The organism is Pseudonocardia sp. Ae150A_Ps1 (assembly GCF_001932315.1).
Lineage (GTDB): Bacteria > Actinomycetota > Actinomycetes > Mycobacteriales > Pseudonocardiaceae > Pseudonocardia.
Genome location: NZ_MCIJ01000001.1, coordinates 2,887,209 through 2,905,829 on the forward strand (window position 1 = coordinate 2,887,209; position 18,621 = coordinate 2,905,829).

The 18,621-nt window shown below is 75.8% G+C and carries 10 protein-coding genes; 7 read left to right on the forward strand and 3 right to left on the reverse strand.

Annotated elements, in window-relative coordinates; genetic code table 11:
- Positions 1-200: 200 nt before the first annotated feature.
- From Ae150APs1_RS13410 to sbnB, 4 genes are read left to right on the forward strand one after another with little or no spacing between them, the layout of a single operon-like run.
- Complete coding sequence (locus tag Ae150APs1_RS13410; protein WP_212567206.1) at positions 201-4,343, forward strand: Pls/PosA family non-ribosomal peptide synthetase; 4,143 nt, start codon at positions 201-203, stop codon at positions 4,341-4,343.
- 43 nt (positions 4,344-4,386) lie between these two features.
- Positions 4,387-7,671 carry an amino acid adenylation domain-containing protein gene (locus tag Ae150APs1_RS13415; RefSeq protein WP_083680112.1) on the forward strand — a complete coding sequence of 1,095 codons (3,285 nt, stop codon included), beginning with the start codon at positions 4,387-4,389 and terminating at the stop codon, positions 7,669-7,671.
- Positions 7,672-7,694: 23 nt separating this feature from the next.
- The gene (locus Ae150APs1_RS13420) at positions 7,695-8,672 is read left to right on the forward strand and encodes a TauD/TfdA family dioxygenase (protein WP_010229490.1); all 978 of its coding nucleotides are present in this window, start codon (positions 7,695-7,697) and stop codon (positions 8,670-8,672) included.
- The gene (sbnB, locus tag Ae150APs1_RS13425; RefSeq protein WP_075297863.1) at positions 8,669-9,736 is read left to right on the forward strand and encodes a 2,3-diaminopropionate biosynthesis protein SbnB; all 1,068 of its coding nucleotides are present in this window, start codon (positions 8,669-8,671) and stop codon (positions 9,734-9,736) included. The genes Ae150APs1_RS13420 and sbnB overlap by 4 nt, the downstream gene beginning before the upstream one ends.
- A gap of 13 nt (positions 9,737-9,749) precedes the next feature.
- Here sbnB and Ae150APs1_RS13430 read toward each other — a convergent pair whose 3' ends face one another.
- Positions 9,750-10,256, reverse strand: a complete 507-nt coding sequence (locus Ae150APs1_RS13430) for a hypothetical protein (protein ID WP_075297865.1) — start codon at positions 10,254-10,256, stop codon at positions 9,750-9,752.
- 104 nt (positions 10,257-10,360) lie between these two features.
- Between Ae150APs1_RS13430 and Ae150APs1_RS13435 the strand changes: the two genes are divergently transcribed.
- The 3 genes from Ae150APs1_RS13435 (at position 10,361) to Ae150APs1_RS13445 (ending at position 12,878) form a co-directional block, all read left to right on the forward strand.
- Entirely contained in the window at positions 10,361-11,050 is a 690-nt protein-coding gene (locus Ae150APs1_RS13435; protein WP_075297867.1) for a response regulator transcription factor, read from the forward strand.
- Positions 11,050-12,327 (forward strand): ATP-binding protein, encoded by a 1,278-nt coding sequence (locus Ae150APs1_RS13440; protein ID WP_075297869.1) that lies wholly within the window; start codon positions 11,050-11,052, stop codon positions 12,325-12,327. The genes Ae150APs1_RS13435 and Ae150APs1_RS13440 overlap by 1 nt, the downstream gene beginning before the upstream one ends.
- A 131-nt stretch (positions 12,328-12,458) precedes the next feature.
- Complete coding sequence (locus Ae150APs1_RS13445; protein WP_075297871.1) at positions 12,459-12,878, forward strand: PepSY domain-containing protein; 420 nt, start codon at positions 12,459-12,461, stop codon at positions 12,876-12,878.
- A 127-nt stretch (positions 12,879-13,005) separates the two neighbouring features.
- Here the strand turns inward: Ae150APs1_RS13445 and Ae150APs1_RS13450 are convergent, their stop codons facing one another.
- On the reverse strand, positions 13,006-14,001 hold the full coding sequence (locus tag Ae150APs1_RS13450) for a DUF2399 domain-containing protein (RefSeq protein ID WP_083680113.1): 996 nt from the start codon (positions 13,999-14,001) through the stop codon (positions 13,006-13,008).
- Positions 13,998-18,602: a hypothetical protein gene (locus Ae150APs1_RS13455; protein ID WP_075297873.1), complete on the reverse strand. Its 4,605-nt coding sequence runs from the start codon at positions 18,600-18,602 to the stop codon at positions 13,998-14,000. The genes Ae150APs1_RS13450 and Ae150APs1_RS13455 overlap by 4 nt, the downstream gene beginning before the upstream one ends.
- Positions 18,603-18,621 lie beyond the last annotated feature (19 nt).

The window sequence follows — 18,621 nt, forward strand, 5'->3', positions numbered from 1 at the left end:
GGTCACCGCGATCCCCACCGGCGAGGAGCGCCATGTCCGCACCGACCGTCCCGGGCCCGCCCGTCGTCAGAAGTGGCTATACGGGCCCCGCGCACGCCGTACAGCCGTTGACCCGCCCGGACGCCGGTGCCAGCCTTCCGAGCTGCGTCAGTGACCGGGGGCAACCGGCCGGTGCCCTCCCGTCGCCCGGGGGAGGCCAGGTGCCGCAGCACGCCGGATCACCGGTTCCGGGACCCGGACCGCGGATCTCCGAGCTGGTGCTGGTCGACACCGACCGGCCCCAGGGACGCCGCGTGCGCCGGGACGAGCGGCTGGACCACCTGTTCGAGCAGCGGTGCGACTGGAACCGGAGCTACGGCCGTCCGGACCGGCTCGCCGTGGACTCCCCCGAGCTGTCGCTGACCTACGACGAGCTCGACGCCCGGGCGAACCGCCTGGCCCGCTACCTGCGAATGCGGGGCGTGCGCTGCGGGGACAGGGTCGCGCTCCTCATCGACGTGCCGGTGCACGCGCACGTCGCGATGCTCGCCGTCCTCAAGATCGGCGCCACCTACGTCGCCCTGGACGTCACCGCGTCGACGGGGCGGCTGGTCTACATCGTCGAGGACGCACGGGCCTCCGTCGTGCTGTCGCTGTCGCACCTGGCGCAGCGGGTGGACCGGATCGAGCTGCTGACCGCGAGCGGTGCGGAGCTCGTGCACCTCGACGCGGTCGCACCGCTGGTCGACGAGCTCGACGGTCGCCGCCTGATCGACGCCGAACGCGGCGTCCTCGACAACCCGCTCGCCTACATCAGCTACGCGTCGGTGTCGGGCAGGCCGGAGGGCGTGGCGATCGACCACGCGAGCATCGGCAACTTCGTGAAGGTCGCCGCGGAGACCTACGGCATCCGCACCGAGGACCGCGTCCACCAGGGGATGCCCCTCGCGTTCGACTTCGCCGTCGAGGAGATCTGGGTCCCGTGGACGTGCGGGGCGACACTGGTGCCGCGCCCGCCCGGTCCCCCGCTGCTCGGCCCCGCGCTCACCGCATTCCTCACCGAGCACCGGGTCAGCGCGCTGTGCACCGTCCCGGAGGTCCTCGCCACCCTCGACGCGGACCTGCCGGGCCTGCGCTTCCTGCTGGTCTGCGGCAAGGACGCCGGCCCCGACCAGCTGCGCCGCTGGTGCCGGCCGGGCCGACGGCTGCTGAACGTCTACGGCCCGACCGAGGCGACCGTGACGGCGACCTGGGCCGAGGTGCGTCCGGTCGGCCCGGTGACGATCGGGCTCCCGCTGCCGACCTACAGCACCGTCGTCCTCGACGTCGCGGACCCGCACCGGGCGCTGCCGCACGGGCAGGCGGGCGAGATCGGGATCGCCGGGATCGGGCTGGCCTGCGGCTACCTCAACCACGACGACCTGACCGAGCAGGTCTTCGTCCGGGACTTCCTGGAGATCCCCGGCAACCCGTCGGGGCGCATCTACCGGACCGGGGACCTGGGCCGGGTCAACGCCGCCGGTGAGCTGGAGTACCTCGGCCGGGTCAGCGGGCGGGACCGGGACCGGGACCGCTACGGGCCGCGGACCGCGCTCGACCCGGCTCCGGCCACCGTGGCCGCCGCCGCACCCGCCCCGGTCCCGGAGAGCACGCCGGCCGCCGGTCCGACGACGACGCTGGCCGAGGTGCTGTCCGGTGTCCTGGGCGCCCCGGTGGGTCCCGACCAGCACTTCTTCGACGACCTCGGCGCCGACTCCATGACGATGGCCCGGTTCTGCGCGACGCTGCGCGGCCGCGACGACCTGCCGCCGGTCTCGATGAAGGACGTCTACCGGTACCCGACGGCCCGGGCGCTGGCCGCGGCCGTCGCCGACGACGGGTCCAGCCCGGCCCAGCGGAGCCTGCTGGAGGCGCTGGCCGGGGTGCTGGGCGTCCCGGTGGGGCCCGACCAGCACTTCTTCGACGACCTCGGCGCCGACTCCATGACGATGGCCCGGTTCTGCGCGGTCCTGCGCAAGCGGGTGGGCCTGCCCCCGGTCTCGATCAAGGACGTGTACCGGTACGGCACCGTGCGCGAGCTCGCGGCCGGGCTGGGCCTGGCCGGTCCCGGGTCCGGCGGCGGTGAGCCGGCGCAGCAGGCCCCGGACGGCGAGATCGCGCTGCCCGACCCGGTCGGCACGCCGCGGCACGCGCTCTGCGGCACCCTGCAGGCGCTGGTGTTCCTGCTCTACCCGGCGCTGCCGATGCTGATGACCTACCGGGGCCTCGAGTGGGCGCTGGCGGGCACCGGGCCGGTCGAGGTCTACCTGCGGGTGGTGGCCTTCGCCGGAGCGACGTTCGTGCTGCTGTGCGCCGTGCCGATCGCGGCCAAGTGGCTGCTGGTGGGCCGGTGGCGGCCCCAGCAGATCCGCGTCTGGAGCATGGCCTACCTGCGGTTCTGGTTCGTCCGGTCGCTGATCCGGTCCAGCCCGCTCGCGCTCTTCGTGGGCTCGCCGGTCTACGTGTTCCACCTCCGCGCGCTGGGGGCGCGGATCGGCGGCGGGGTCACGGTGCTGACCCGGCAGGTGCCGGTGTGCACCGACCTCCTCTCGATCGGGCGGGACACCGTCGTCCGCAAGGACTCGTTCCTGTCCGGCTACCGGGCGCGCGACGGGGTCGTCCAGATCGGGCCCGTCACGCTGGGCCGGGACGTGGTCGTCGGGGAGAAGACGGTGCTCGACATCGGCACGGCGATCGGCGACGGCGGCCAGCTCGGGCACACCTCGTCGCTGCACACCGGGCAGGTGGTCCCGGCCGGGGAACGCTGGCACGGGTCGCCGGCCCGCCGGACGGACACCGACTACCGCGTCGTCCCGGCGCTGCCCTGCTCCGCGCTGCGCCGGGCGCTGTTCGCCGGGATGCAGCTACTGGTCCCGCTCCTCGTGGGCATGCCGCTGGTCCTCGGCGGGGCGGCCCTGCTGCTCACCCTCACCCCGGTCGGCGCGCTCGCCGACACCGGCACCCCGGCGTTCACCGCACCCGGGTGGTACGCCGAGGTGCTGCTGGCCTCGACGCTGATGTTCGCCGGGGGCACCCTCCTCGCGCTGCTGGCGGTGGGCACCGTCCCGCGGCTGCCGGCGCTCCTGGTGCGCCCGGACCGCGTGTACCGGCTGCACGGCGTCCACCACTGGCTGCACGGTCTGGTGTCGGGGAGCACCAACCGGAAGTTCTTCACCGAGCTGTTCGGCGACTCGTCGTTCGTCGTGGGCTACCTGCGCTGGCTGGGGTACCGGCTCACCCCGGTCGTCCAGACCGGCTCGAACTTCGGGATGGCGGCCCGGCACGGGTCCCCGTACCACTGCTCGGTCGGGCGGGGCACGGTCGTCGCGGACGGGCTGTCGATGATCACCACCGGCTACTCGGCGTCGTCGTTCCGGGTGTCGCGGGTGTCGATCGGCGCCGACAACTTCCTCGGCAACAACATCGCCTACCCGCCGCAGGGCCGCACCGGCGACAACTGCCTGCTCGCGACGAAGGTGATGGTCCCGATCGACGGGCCGGTCCGGGAGGGTGTCGGCCTGCTCGGCTCGCCGTGCTTCGAGATCCCCCGCTCGGTGGAGCGGGACACCGGCCTGGAGCTGCCGCCCGACGAGCTGCACCGGCAGCTGGCCGAGAAGGACGCGCACAACGAGGTGAGCATCCTGTTGCGCCTGCTGACCCGCTGGCTGCACCTGACCGGGGTGCTCCTGCTGGCCACCGCGGCGTGGGAGCTGTCCCGCACCGCCGGGGTGTGGGCGTTCCTGCCGCTGCCGGCGGCGACGCTGCTGTTCACCGTCGCGTTCTTCGTCCTGGTCGAGCGGGCGACCGAGCACATGCAGACCCGCGCCCCGGACGGCTGCTCGATCTACGACCTCACGTTCTGGCGGCACGAGCGCGCCTGGAAGATCCCGTCCGAGTCGTACTTCCCGACCTTCGACGGCACCCCGTTCAAGGCCGTGCTCTGGCGGCTCCTGGGCGTCCGGATCGGCCGTCGCGTGTTCGACGACGGCTGCTTCCTCACCGAGCGCTCCTTCACCGCGATCGGCGACGGCTGCACGCTGAACGCCGGGAGCATCGTCCAGTGCCACTCGCAGGAGGACGGCGCGTTCAAGTCCGACCGGACCGTCCTCGACTCCGGTGTGACCCTCGGGGTCGCCGCGTTCGTCCACTACGGCGTGCGGATCGGCGCGGACGCGGAGATCGCCGCCGACTCCTTCCTGATGAAGGGCGAGGAGGTGCCCGCCAGGGCGTGCTGGGGCGGCAACCCGGCGGGCGAGATCCGCTCCGGGCGCCCCGCCCCCGCCGGTGCGGTACCGCCCGCGCCACCGGTCCGGCAGGCCCCCTGATGCGCCGGCCCCACCCGATCCCACCTCCCGAGAGGACGATCCGATGACCACCCGGCCCGCTCTGCCGACCCCGCCGGGCCGGCCCGCGCCTCCCGTCATACCGGGCACCGCACCGCCGGCGTCCGCGCTCCCGGTCCCGCCGGCCGCCACGCCGGACGGGCCCGGCCCTGCCGCGCCCCCGTCACCTCCGTCCGGGACGCGGGCACCCGCCACCCGGATCCCCCGCTGGACGACCGATCCGGTCCCCGGCACCGGCGTCGCCGACGTCGCGCTGCCCACCGACGGGCCGGTCGGGCCGGCCGCCCTGCTCGCCGCGCACGCCCGGGTCCTCGCGGCGCTGTCCGGTGAGACGGGGATCGTGACCGGTGTCCGCGGCGCGGCGGGCGCGGCGCCCGTGGCCCGGCGGCTCGACACCACCGCAGGATCCTGGCGGGACCTGGTGGAGGCGGCCGGGGAGAACCCCACGGTCCCGGAGGACGCCGGGTTCGAGACCGTCCTCGACCCGTACGGCGACCCGGGCGACCCCACCGGCGACGTCGTGCTGACCGTCGGCGTGGTGACCGGCTCCGACGGGCCGCTGCTGCGGCTGCGCTTCCGCACCGACGTCGCCGACGCCGGGTTCGCCGCGCGGATCGCCGGCTACCACCTCACTGCGCTGGCCGCGCTCACCGCGGAGCCGGACGCCGCCCCCGCCCGGCGCTCCCTGCTCGCCGACGACGAGCTGCACCACCAGCTCACCGAGCGGGACGGTCCCGACCGCGAGCTGCCGGACGCCCGGTTCCACGAGCTCGTCGAGCGGCGGGTCGCGGCCCACCCGGACGCCGTCGCCGCGGAGCTCGGGGACGTGCGGTGGACCTACCGCGAACTCAACACCCGGGCGAACCGGCTGGCCAGGGCCCTGCTGGACCGCGGGCTCGCGCCGGAGGACCCGGTCGCGGTGGTGACCGAACGGAACCTCGGCTGGATGGCGTCGGTCCTCGCGGTGTTCAAGGCCGGTGGCGCCTACCTCCCGATCGAGCCGCACTTCCCGTCCGAGCGGATCGCGACGACGCTGTCCCGCGCCGGCTGCCGGCTGGTGCTCACCGAACGGGGGAGCACGACGAACCTCGACGGGGCGCTGGCGACACTGCCCGGCAGCGGCACCGTCGGCACCGTCGACATCGACGACCCCGCCCTCGACGCGCTCCCCGGCACCGACCCCGGCCTGGAGATCGGTCCGGACCGGCTCGCGTACCTGTACTTCACCTCCGGCTCGACCGGAGTCCCGAAGGGCGCCATGTGCGAGCACGCCGGGATGCTCAACCACCTGTTCGCGAAGATCGAGGACCTCGGTGTCGGGGAGGGGCAGGCGGTCGCCCAGACCGCGCCGCAGTGCTTCGACATCTCGCTGTGGCAGCTGATGGCGGCGCTGCTCGTCGGCGGGCGGACCGTGATCGTCGAGCAGGAGCTGATCCTCGACGTCGCCCGGTACACCGACCGGCTCGCGGACGCCCGGGTCGACGTCGTGCAGGTCGTGCCCTCCTACCTGGAGGTCGTACTGTCCTACCTGGACGCGAACCCGCGCGACCTGCCGGACCTGCACACCGTGTCGACGACCGGGGAGGCGCTCAAGCCCGAGCTCGCGGCACGTTGGTTCGCGGCCCGGCCGGGCGTCCGGATCGCCAACGCCTACGGCCTGACCGAGACCTCGGACGACATCACCCACGCCGTCCTCGACCGGCTGCCGGCGCACGGCCGCGTCCCGCTGGGCCTGCCGGTGCGCAACACCGCCGTCCGGGTCGTCGACGACGACCTGGTGCCGGTCCCGCTCGGCGCGCCCGGCGAGATCGTCTGCTCCGGGGTGTGCGTCGGGCGCGGCTACGTCGGTGATCCCGAACGGACCCGGCAGGTCTTCACCACCGACCCGTACCGGCCCGGGCAGCGGCTCTACCGCAGCGGCGACCACGGCCGGTGGCTCCCGGACGGCACCCTGGAGTTCCTCGGCCGCCGCGACACCCAGGTGAAGATCCGCGGGTTCCGCATCGAGATCGGCGAGATCGAGAACACCCTCGCCCGCGTCCCCGGCGTGCGGGACGCGGCGGTCGTCGTCGCCGAGCGGGCCGGCGGGAACAAGCACCTGGTGGCGTTCTACGCGTCCGGCGCCCCGATCGAGGACGTCCTGCTCCGCGAACGGCTGGCGGCGTCGCTGCCCGGCTACATGGTCCCGTCGGTGTTCCACCACCGCGACGCGCTGCCGCTGACCGCCAACAGCAAGGTCGACACGAAGGCGCTCGCCGCGATCGCCGCGGAGACGGATGCCGGGGACACCGCGGGGCCCGGCGACGGTCACGAGCCCCCGCAGGGCCCCACCGAGCAGCGGATCGCCGGCGTCGTCGCCCGGGTGCTGGACCTGCCGCCCGACGGGATCGACCGCCGGGACCACTTCTTCGACCTCGGCGGGACGTCGCTGTCCGCGGTGAAGGTCGTGATCGGGCTGGACCGCGTGGTGTCGCTGGCCGACATCACCCGCCACCCCGTGCTCGCCGACCTGGCCGCGGTCGTCGACGGCCGGGTGGAGGCACCCACCGGGCTGCTGCTCCCGCTGCTGGACGACCCGTCCGCGACCGGGCTGCTGGTGTGCTTCCCCTACGCCGGTGGCAACGCGGTGAGCTACCGGCCGATGGCGGCGGAGCTGCGCGGCAGCGGTCTCGCGGTGCACGCCGTGGAGCTGCCCGGGCACGACCTCGACGCGGCCGAGCCCCGGCCGTTCGCCGAGCTCGGCGACGTCGCGGCCCGGGTCGCCGACGAGATCGTCGCGCTCGCGCCGGGCCGGGTCCTGCTCTGGGGGCACTCGGCGGGTGCCGCGTTCGCACTGGAGACCACCCGGGCGCTGGAGACGCGCGGGACGGCCGTCGACCGGGTGTTCGCCGGCGCGCAGCTGCCCGGGTCCCCCGCGGCCCGTCGGGCCGCGGTCGCGGCGCTGACCTCGCTGGACGACGTCGAGGTCGCCGCGGGCCCGGTCGCCGCGGGCGGGCACCCCGGCCTCGGCGGGCTGGACGCGCCGCGGGCGGCCCGGGTCGGCGCCGCCTACCGGCACGACCACCGCTCGGCCAACCTGCTGCTCGCCGAGCTGCTGGAGGACCCGCCCGCCGGGCCGGTGGCCGCGCCGGTGACGGTCGTCGTCGCCGCGGACGACCCCAGCACCACCGGCTACCCGGACCTCTACGACGGCTGGGCGGCGCTCGCCGGCCCGGTCGAGCTGGTCGAGCTCCCCGGCGGGGGCCACCACTTCCTGCGCACCCGTCCGGCCGACGCGGCCCGGGCCGTCACCGCCCACCCGGCGTCCTGACCCACCGACCGAAGGGAGAACCGATGTCCACCTCCTCCGTCCCCTCAGCCCGGCTCGAGGTCGAACTGCGCCCGGGCCGGCCACCGCTGTTGCCCGCCGACGCCGTCCGCGGCATGGCCTGGGAGGACTTCCGGGCCGCCCTGCGCGGGCTGGTGACCGAGCACGGCGCGGTGCTGGTCCGCGGCTTCGGGCTGGCCGGCACCGCCGACGTCGAGGGCGTCTTCCGCGGGCTGTCCGACGCCCTCATGCCCGAGCGGGAGGCGTTCGCCGCCCGCACCGTGTACGCCGATGGCGTCTACTCGGCCACGCCGTGGCCCGCCGGCCAGCAGATGTGCATGCACCACGAGCTGAGCTACGCCGCCGAGTTCCCCTCCATGATGCTGTTCGCCTGCCTGGTCGCCCCGGCCTCCGGCGGCACGACCGGGGTCGCGGACTCGTCGGCGGTGCTGGAGGCGCTGCCACCGGACCTCGTCGGCCGCTTCGAGCGGGAGGGCTGGCAGCTGGTCCGCACCTACAACGACGAGATCGGGGCCTCGGTGGCCGACTCGTTCGGCACCGGCGACCCGGCCGCCGTCGAGGCGTACTGCCGGGCCGCCGGGATCGAGTTCGCCTGGCAGCCCGGCGGTGGCCTGCGCACCCGGCAGCACCGCCGCGCCGTACTGACGCACCCCGTCACCGGGCGGCGGTGCTGGTTCAACCAGATCGCCTTCCTCAACGAGTGGACGATGGAGCCCGAGGTGCGCGACTACCTGGTCGACGTCTACGGGCCGGACGGGCTGCCGTTCACCACCCGGTTCGGCAACGGCGACCCGATCGACCGGGACGTCGTCGAGCTGCTCACCGGCACCTACGAGCAGCACACCCTGCGCGAACCCTGGCAGGCCGGCGACATGCTGCTCGTCGACAACATCCGGACCGCACACGGACGCGACCCGTTCGACGGCCCCCGCGAGATCCTCGTCGGCCTCGGCGACCCGGTGCGGGCGGGTGACCTGCGATGACCGACGTGCAGGAGAACGCCGCCGCCGGGGCCGGGGAGACGCTCGACCCGCCGCCGTTCTCGGTGATCTCCGGCGGCCAGGTCCGCCGGGTGCTCCAGGGCCGCGAGCGCGAGATCGTCGACCTCGTGGCGGACACCTACCGGTTGCACGGGGCCGGGGACTCGGTGAACCCGCCGTCGCACTTCCTGCGGTTCCCGGACCGGCCGGCCTCGCGGATCATCGCGCTGCCCGCGTCGATCGGGGGCCCGTCCCGGGTGGACGGCCTGAAGTGGATCTCCAGCTTCCCGGGCAACGTCGCCTCCGGACTCCCGCGGGCCTCCGCCGTGCTGATCCTCAACGACCCGGCGACCGGCTACCCGTTCGCGGTGCTGGAGAGCTCGATCATCAGCGCCACCCGCACCGCGGCGTCCGCGGCGCTGGCCGCCGACCGGCTGTCCCGTGACCGGGACCGGCCGCTGAGGGTCGGGTTCGTCGGGACCGGGCTGATCGCCCGCTACATCCACACCTTCCTGGCCGGGACCGGCTGGGAGTTCGACGAGATCGGCGTGCACGACCTGTCCGCCGACAGCGCGGCCGGGTTCCGCGGCTACCTGGAGCGGTCCGGGGCGGGCGGCCGGATCACGGTGCACGACGACGCCGGGTCGCTCGTCCGCGGCAGCGACCTGGTCGTGTTCGCCACCGTCGCGGCCCGCCCGTACGTCGACGATCCCGGTTGGTTCTCGCACGCCCCGCTGGTGCTCAACGTGTCGCTGCGCGATCTCGCGCCGGAGGTCCTGCTCGCGTCCGCGAACGTCGTCGACGACGTCGAGCACTGCCTGAAGGCGGACACCTCACCGCACCTGGTGGAGCAGGCGACCGGGAACCGGGACTTCCTCGACGGGACGCTCGACGACGTCATGTCCGGCCGGGTCCGGGTGCCCGCCGACCGGACGGTGGTGTTCTCCCCGTTCGGGCTGGGCGTGCTCGACCTCGCGGTCGGCCGGTTCGTGCACGACGAGATCGCCCGGACCGGCGAGCTCGCCGTGGTCGAGGACTTCTTCCACGAACGGAGCAGGCACGGGTGACGCCGCGGCGGGATCAGTCCTCGGCGAGGACCGTCACCTGACCGGAGGGGACACCGTCCGCGCAGCTCAGGGCCACGACGACGTCGACGTCGTCGCCGTCGAGGCCCACCCGGCCCGGGCCGGCGTCATCCTCGTCGTCGCGCTCGAAGCCCTGGGCCGGGTTCACCGACACCACCTCCGGGGTGGTGCCGGCACAGCGGGCGAGGATCGTCCCGCCCGGTCCGGCGGGCACGACGGCGGGCGGGGGCTTCCCCGCGGGCTGCTGCGCCGCGGGCTGTGGCGCGGCGGGCTGCTGCGGTGCGGGCGGTGCCGCCCCCGCCCCGGGCTCCGCGGCCACCTGCCGCGCGAGCCGTGCCTCGATCTCCTCGGCCGCGAGCGGCTGCGTCCCGCTGTCGCCACCGAGGCCGGAACCGATCGTCCCGACCGCCGTCATCCCGAGCACCAGCGCGCCGACGGCCGCCGCGATCCAGAGCCCGACCTGGAGCCCGGGCCGCGCGGTGCGCTTCGTCGATCGGTCCATGCCGACAGCATGCCCCGGCCCCGGGTTAACGCATCCCTAATAGGGACACAAACGACACCCAGGACGTCCCGTCCCGCCCGTCGCGGCGGATAGGTTCGGTCCCCGTGGCCCAGATCCTGATCGTCGAGGACGACCCCGGCATCCGCGGAGCCCTGATCCGGGGCCTCTCCGAGCGCGGGCACGCCGTCGACTCCGCCCCCACCGCGATGGCCGGCCTCGAGTCCGCCGTCGGCACCCGGCCCGACCTGGTGGTGCTCGACCTCGGGCTGCCCGGCATGGACGGCACCACGATGCTGCGGATGCTGCGCGGCGCCAGCTCGGTCCCGGTGATCGTCGCGACCGCCAGGGACGACGAGTCCGAGATCGTCGCCGTCCTCGACGCCGGCGCGGACGACTACCTGGTCAAGCCGTTCGCCGCCGCGCAGCTCGACGCCCGCATCCGGGCCGTCCTGCGGCGGCTCGGCGACGGGACGCCGGACCCGACGGTCGTCGTCGGGGGGTTGTCGGTGGACCCGCGGTCGCGCCGCGCGCACCTCGACGGCGGCGAGCTGGAGCTCACCCCGCGCGAGTTCGACCTGCTGCACTACCTCGCCGCCCGGGCGGACCAGGTCGTCAGCAAGCGGGAGCTGGTCACCGAGGTGTGGCAGCAGCCCTACGGCGGCGCGGACAAGACCGTCGACGTCCACCTGTCGTGGTTGCGGCGCAAGCTCGGGGAGACCGCGCAGGCCGCGCGCTACCTCCACTCGGTGCGCGGGGTCGGGGTCCGGCTCTCCGCACCCACCGGTGACGCCTGATGCGCCGCCGGATCCTCGTCCTGGTCGGTGCGACGGTGCTGCTGGTGCTGGTCGCGTTCGCGATCCCGCTGGCCACGCTCATCCGTTCCGTCGCGGAGGACTCCGCACTGTCGGGGGCCACCTCGCAGGCCCGGTCGCTGACCCCGACCGTCGCGACCGGGGACCGCGCCGCGATGCAGCCCGTCGTGCAGGGCGCCGACGCCGCGGACGTCACCGACGTCTCGGTGTTCCTGCCCGGCGGCGACATCGTCGGCGCGCCCGCACCGCGCAGCCGGCTGGTGGAGCTCGGCCTGCTCGGGCAGAGCGCGTCGACCGACGCGCCCGGCGGCCGGGAGATGGTCTTCGCCGTGCAGGGCACGCCCGCCGGGAACGCCGCGATCCGGGTCTTCGTGCCCGACGACGAGCTGTACCGCGGCGTCGTCCGGTCCTGGCTGCTGCTCGCCGGGCTGTCGGTCGTCCTCCTCGCCGGTGGCCTGCTCGTCGCCGACCGGCTGGCCCGCACCCTCGTCGACGCGACCACCAACCTGTCCGAGGTCTCGGAGCGGCTCGCCCGCGGTGACCTGTCGGCCCGCGCCGATCCGGAGGCCCCCGCCGAGCTGGGCGTCGTCGCCGGGGCGCTGAACGGGCTGGCGGGCCGGATCTCGGAGCTGCTCAAGGAGGAGCGGGAGAACGTCGCCGACCTGGCCCACCGGGTCCGGACCCCGCTCACCGCGCTGCGGCTCGACGCCGAGGCGCTGCGGGACCCCGACGAGTCGGCCCGCATCTCGTCCGGTGTGGACGGTGTACAGCGGGCGGTCACCGGGGCGATCGAGCAGGCCCGGCGCCGGGGCGGGGAGAGCCGGTCCGCCGACGCCGCCGCCGTCGTCCGGGAACGGGTGGAGTTCTGGCAGGTGCTCGCCGAGGACACCGACCGCGCCGTCACCCTGGACCTCGCCGAGGGCCCGCTGCCGGTCGGCTGCGCCCGCGGCGACCTCGAGGCCTGCGTGGACGCGCTGCTGGGCAACGTGTTCGCCCACACCCCGGACGGGACGGCGTTCGGGATCGAGCTCACCGGCCGGTCCCGCGGCGGGGCCCGGCTCGTCGTCACCGACCACGGGCCCGGGCTGCCCCCGGGCTCCGACCCGACGTCGCGGGGGGTCAGCGGCGGGGGCTCGACCGGGCTCGGCCTCGACATCGCCCGCCGCACGGCCGACTCCGGGGGCGGCCGGCTCGCCCTGCACTCCCCGCCCGGCGGGGGCCTGCAGGTCGAGCTGGAGCTCGCCGCACCGGCGGAGTGATCCCTTCCCGACGGTCTTGAGGTCGCCTTAGGACTCGCACAGCGCGGCCTTGTCCTCCGGGGCGGCATCGTTCTCCCTGTCACCGGGACACACCGGTCGACCAGCGGACACGACACGGAGGACGATCAGAGATGCGTACCAGGACCACCGTTGCAGCCCTCGCCGCCGGCCTGTTCCTCGTCGGCGGAGGGACCGCGCTGGCCCTCGCCCCGGGGGACGCCGCGATCGCCCCCGTCGCCCTGTCCTCGGTCACCGGGGCCCCGCCCGCGGGCGCCGCGGCACCGGCCGTCGACCGCGCCGCCGCCGAGCGCATCGCCCTGGAGCGGGCCGGTGGCGGGCAGGTGACCGAGGTCGAGTTCGACCGGGCCGACGACGACCGCGACGACGCCGACGACCGGGACGGCCGCGACGACCGGGACCACTGGGAGATCGAGGTCCGCAACGGCGGCACGGAGCACGACATCGACGTCGACGCCGCCACCGGGGAGATCCTCGACCACGACGTCGACGGCGACACCGACGACTCCACCGACGACCGCGACGACGACTGATCGGTCCGTCCCCTTCCCCGTCCCCGGTTCGCACGGGATCCCTCTCCTCGCACGGGGTCCGATCCCGTGTGAAGAGAGCGAACCCGTGCGAACTCGGGTCCGGGCGGGGCGGGGCGGGACGGGGCGGTCAGGTCGGGGGGAGGCCGGTGCGCCAGTCCCGGCCTGCGGACAGGACACGGTGCCCGACCGCCTCCTGGGCCAGCCGCATCCCGGACGCGAACAGCTCCCGGACCGGGCCGCGCAGACCGGGATCGAGCCAGTCCACGTCGGAGTGGTCGATCCGCGCGGACGGTGCGGGCACCCCGTGTTCCAGCAGCGCCCGGTACAGCCCGGTCGCCGGACGCACCTCCGGCAGCCCCTCCGCCACGGCGAGCTCGGAGGCCCGGCGCGGGATCCGCAGACCGGCGGGATCGAGGTCGCCGAAGTACCGGATCGCCGCCGGCGGGTCGTCGCGCAGACGCAGCACCGACGCCGTGAACGCGTTCCCCGCCCCCCACGCGACACCGGCGACCGGGCCGGGATCGTCACGTAGGGCCCGGACCAGCGAGTCCGCGGTGTCGGCGTTCTCGACCACCAGCAGCACCGTGCCCCCGGCGGGCAGCGACTCGACGTGCAGCGGCGGGACCACCCGCCGGGCGCGCAGCGTCGCCAGGTCGAGCCGGCCGGGCAGCCTCCCGTCGAACGCCTTCTCGTCACCGGTGATCTCCAGCGCGCGTTCGCGGAGCGGGACCTCCACCGCCCGGGTCCCACCGGCGAAGAGCCAGTCGCTGACCCGGCGCAGCACCGGCGGCGGGTGCGGGAGGTCCGCGGCCCAGGCGAGCTCGGCGTGCCACGGGACGCCGCGCCCGCCCGGTCCCGCGGCCACCGGGCCCACTGCGCCGGGCCGGAGCAGTTTCACCGACTTCGGCAGCGGCGGGACGCCGTCGTCGGTCTCCCGGGTCGGGACCAGCACACCGGCGGCCGCCAGCTCGTCGAGTGCCGCAGCCAGGCCTCGACGCGAGTCGGCCGGCGCCACCGACGGGTCCGCCTCGAGGTGGGCGCGCTGGACCGCCGCCCGCGGGAGCCGGGTCCGTCCGGTGGCCCGCAGCAGCTCCGCCAGCCGCGCCGCGACGGGACCGGTCACTTCTGGCCCGGGCCGGTGTCGTCGCCCGTGCCGGGCCGGTCGCCCGCTCCCGGGGACCCGGCGGGCCCCGCCGCGGCGACGCCGTCCGGGCCGGCTCCGCTGCCGGTCCGCGGCCCGGCGTCCTCACCCGGCTCGGAGCCCGTGGCCGGGACCGTCTCCGTATCCGGATCGGTGGGCGCGTCGGCGCGCCGGTAGACGCGGGCCGCGCTGATCCGGCCGCCGCCCTCGTCGCCGTCCGGCACCGACCGCGTCACCCGCTCGTCGACCGAGAGGTACTTCCGGCCCGCGCGCAGGTCGGCGTCGTTGCGGAGCCGGATGAGCAGCGGGAACCCGGACAGGGCGCCCGCGTCGAACAGGCCTGTGGTGTAGACGAGCTGCACCCCCAGCGCCTGCGCGACACCGAACTGCAGCTCCAGCAGGTATCCCGCTGACGCCCGTCCGATCGGGTTGTCCAGGAACAGCACCCCGGCGTGCGCACGACGCCCGTGCCCGCGCTGGTGCGCCCGGAGCGCGGCCATCGTGCAGTACAGGACGATCGCGGCCGTCAGCTGCTGCCCGCCGGAGAAGACGTCCTTGATCGCGGAGACCCGCAGCCGCTCGGTGCGGAGCACGGCGTCCGGCTTGAGCATCTCCACCCGGACGCCCTTCGGCATCGCCGCCCGCACCCCGCGCAGCAGCATCGACATGCCGTCGCGCCGCTCACGGGCCGGGCGGCCCGACTTGGCCGCCGCCGCCTCCGCCGTCCGGTCGACGACGATCCCCAGCTCGTGCCGCAGCGCGGTGTCGGGGAGCTCCTCGAACCGGATCCGCAGGAACTGCTGGCCGGACCAGTCACCGAGGCCGTCCGGGAGCTGCGAGACCTTCTGCGCGAGCCGCACCATCCGCAGCGCCTCGCCGACCATCCCGGACAGCCGCGTCACGATGCCGGAGCGGTGCCGCTCGATGTTGCCGAGATCGTCGTCGAGCGAGCGCAGCCGCGGGCGCAGCGCGTCGATCCACTCCCGGGCCAGACCGGGCATCTCGGCGCGGTCCACCCCGCCGATGTGGCGGTGCACCGGCGACGACAGCGTCGCGAACCGCGGGTCCTGGGCGAAGCGGGCGACGGCGTCGACGCCCTCGCGCACCCGGCAGTCGGCGCGGCCGCGCTCGGCGACCGCGTCGCGCACCCGGGCCTGGTGCCGCTTCAGGGTGGCGACGGCCTCGTCGACGTCGCCCTCGAACGGGAGCCCGCCCGCCTCCGGCGTCTCCTCCAGACCCTCGACGATCCGGGCGAACCCGCGGGACGCGTCCTCGGCGTCGCGGTGGGTCTCCTCGGCGGCCTGCCGGGCCCGCCGGGTCCGCTCCAGCTCGGTGCCGGCCGCGTCGAGCTCCGCCGACGCCCGGGCCACCAGCTCGCGGCCGTGCTCGACGTCGCGGGGCGGCTCGTACGGGTCGATCGGCCGCTCGCCGGCGGGCTGCGATGCCAGCTCGCGGCGGAGCACCTCGACCTCGGTGTTGGCCTTCTGCCTGCGCTCCTCGGCCTGCTCGTAGGCCTCCCGGGCCTGCTCGGCGGCGGCCCGGCGGCTCGCCGCGGCGGCGCCGTCGGGGGTGTGCAGGAACGCCGTCGCGGCCTCCACCACCGAGCGCGGCAGCCCGTCGACGGTGACCCGCTTCGACGCGGCGTCGGCCTCGGCCCGCTCCAGCGACCCACGCAGGTCGGTGTCGACGGCGGCCGAGGCGTAGGCGTCGCGGGCGCGCTGGAAGACGTCCCGCAGCTCGGCCAGCGAGGTGTCCGGCGCACCGGCCGGGTCGGGGGCCTCCTCCAGCGGCAGGCCCGCGGCCTCGTCCCGCGCGTTCGCCGCGATGCTCTTCTGCCGGTCCCGGGTCTGCTGCGCGGCCGCCGCCTCGCGTCCGGCCCGGGTCGCGCTCTCGCCCGCGGTCTCCGCCTCGTCGCGCAACCGGGCCGCGTCCGCGGTCCCGGTCCGGCGGCGTTCCTCCACACCGGGCCGCCGGGCGAGCTCGTCACGGAGCGCGGCGAGCGCCTCGGCACGGCGACGGGCGTCGGCGGCGGTGCGCTCCAGGCCGGGCCGGTCGGTGGTCAGCCGGTCGGCGCGCTCGTCCAGCGCGGCCACCTCGGCGACGGTCTCCTGGTAGGCGCGGACGGCCTCGTCCCGCTCCCGCTCGACGCCTGCCGCCGCGTCGGTCAGCTCGTCGAGGGTGGGACGGCGGTCCCGCAGCGCCGCGAACCGGTCCCGCAGCCGGCGGTCCGAGTCGAGCGTCTCCTCGAGCGCGGCGATCCGCGCGGACCGGTCGGTGGTCTCGGCGACCAGCCGGAGCCGGACCTCCTCGGCGGCGTCCTCGTCGTGCAGCGCCGGGTTGGGCGGGACGACGAGCTCGATCCCCGGTGCCGCGTCCGTCCCGGCGTCCACCGCGGCGGTGGACCCCACGGCGACCAGCGACGCCGGGAGCAGCCGGGCCTCGTCGAGCTCGGTGCGGGCTCGCGGGGCGTCGGCGGCGTCGTTGAGGAGGATCCCGCCGGCCAGGTGCGGCAGCCGCTCCAGCACGGTCGTGCGGTCCGCGGGCGGGAGCGTCGCGAGGTACCGGCGACCGGACCACGCGGTGATGCCGGCCTTCTCCAGCACCTCCAGCACCGACTCGATCTCCTGTGGGTCCGGCAGCAGCCCGCCGTCGCCGAGCGCGTGCAGTGCGCGCTCGTCCCGGCGCTGGTCGCCGAGCAGCGAGGTCCGCTCGCGCTCCGCGCCCCGGACGGCGGCGGTGATCGTCTCGACGACGAGGCCGGCATCCGCGGCGGCCCGGACCGTCTCGACACCGAGCAGCTCGGCCGGGCGGGGCTCGCCCGCCAGGTCGTCGCTCTCGGCTGCGGCGCCGGCCCGCGCGGTCTCCGCCGACGCCGCGGCGGCCCGGGCGGTGGCCGCGGCGTCCTGGGCGGCGGTGCGGCGCGCCTCGGCGGCCCGGCGCTCGTCGCGGATCCCGGAGGCGGCGGTGTCGACGTCGGCCAGCGCCGTCGCGGTCGCCGCGGCGTCCCGCTCCGCGGCGGGGGCCTCGTGCTCGACGTCGTCGGGCCCGGACCCGGCCTTCAGGTGACCGGCCTTCACGGCGGCGGCGACCCGCCGGTCCAGGTCGGCGAGGGACTCCTCGGCCTGCGAGACCGTGCTCTCGGCGCGTGCGGCGTCGGCCGCGCGGCCGACCTGCTCGGAGCGGGCCTCGGTGGCCCGGTCGTCGGCGGCCGACCGGGTCTCCTCCGCCGCCTCCGCTGCGGCGTCGGCCTCACCGGCGGTCCGCAGCAGCGCGGCGGACAGCTCGCGGGCGGCGTCCTGGCGGGCCTGCAGGGCTGGGCGTGCCTTCTGCTCCTCCTCGTCGACGCGGCTGCGCAGCCGGGCGGCCTCGGCCGCGGCGACGCGGTGGGCGAGCACCGGCTCGACGGCGTCGCGGGCCGACGACACGGACGCGGCCTCGTCACGCTCCCGCGTCGCCGTCGCGGCGGTCTCCTCCGCGGCCCGCACCGCGAGCTCCGCGGTCAGCCGGCGCAGCTCGCCGACGGTGTCCTGCAACCGTTCCGACGAGGCCGCGGCCTCCTGCTCGGCCGCGACGGCCTCCGTGACGGTGGTCCGGGTCGTCTCCGCGCGGGTCGACTCCGCGACCCGCCGGGCGGCGATGCCCTCGGCCGTCGTGCGCAGCGCAGCGCGGGCCGTGTCCTCCGCCGACCGCGCGGCCGCCGCCGTCTCCTCCGCCTCCACCATCGGCTCCAGCCGGGACAGCGTGCCGTCGACGAACTCGCGCTCCGACTCCAGCTCCTCCCGCTGCGCCAGCCGGTCGGCGTAGCCGGCGACGAGCTCGGCGACGTTCTGCGGTTCCTCCGGGTCCAGCACCGCACGGAGCAGGAAGTCGACGAACGCCTCGTCGCTGGAGAACGAGAACGCCTCCGCGGCCTCGCCCTCGCCGGCGTTCATCGCCCGCTGGTAGCGGAACAGCTCGGGGTCCAGCCCGATCTCGACGAGGTGCCGGGTCCAGTCCCGGTGCCCGGTCTCCCAGGCCAGCTCGATGCCGGGATGGTCGCGGTGGGCGGCGTGCAGCCGCTCCCGGAACGACGCGAGGGTGATCCGCTTCCGGTCGTGGGTGAAGGGCAGGTCGTCGAGACCGAACCCGGGCGCGGGACGGAACGCGTACCAGGCGTCGGCCAGCTTCTCCGGGTCCGACGACGCCACGTGCCCGCGCCACTCCGACGCCTTGCCGGTGACCAGCAGCGCGCCGGTCCCGACGTGCATCCACTCGCAGACGACGTGCGCGACGTCCTCGGCGAGCACGAAGTTCTCCAGGACCGTCGTGCTCGTCGTGCCCACGACCTGGCGGCGCCCCGGCAGCAGCACCGAGAAGATCAGCTTGAGCAGGACGGACTTGCCGCCGCCGTTCTCCAGGAACAGCACCGACGCCGCCGACGGCCGCCGCGGGGTCGTGCGGTCGAGCGCGTCCGGCGCGAACAGGTCCTCCTGCACCGCCACCTTCACCGGGCGCCCGACGCCGCGCAGGTCGAGCGAGACGTCCTGGTAGCGGGCGGCGGTGGGGCCGACCGAGAAGAGACGGACGCGGGTCAGCTCATACATGGCGCTCCTCCGGCCGGTC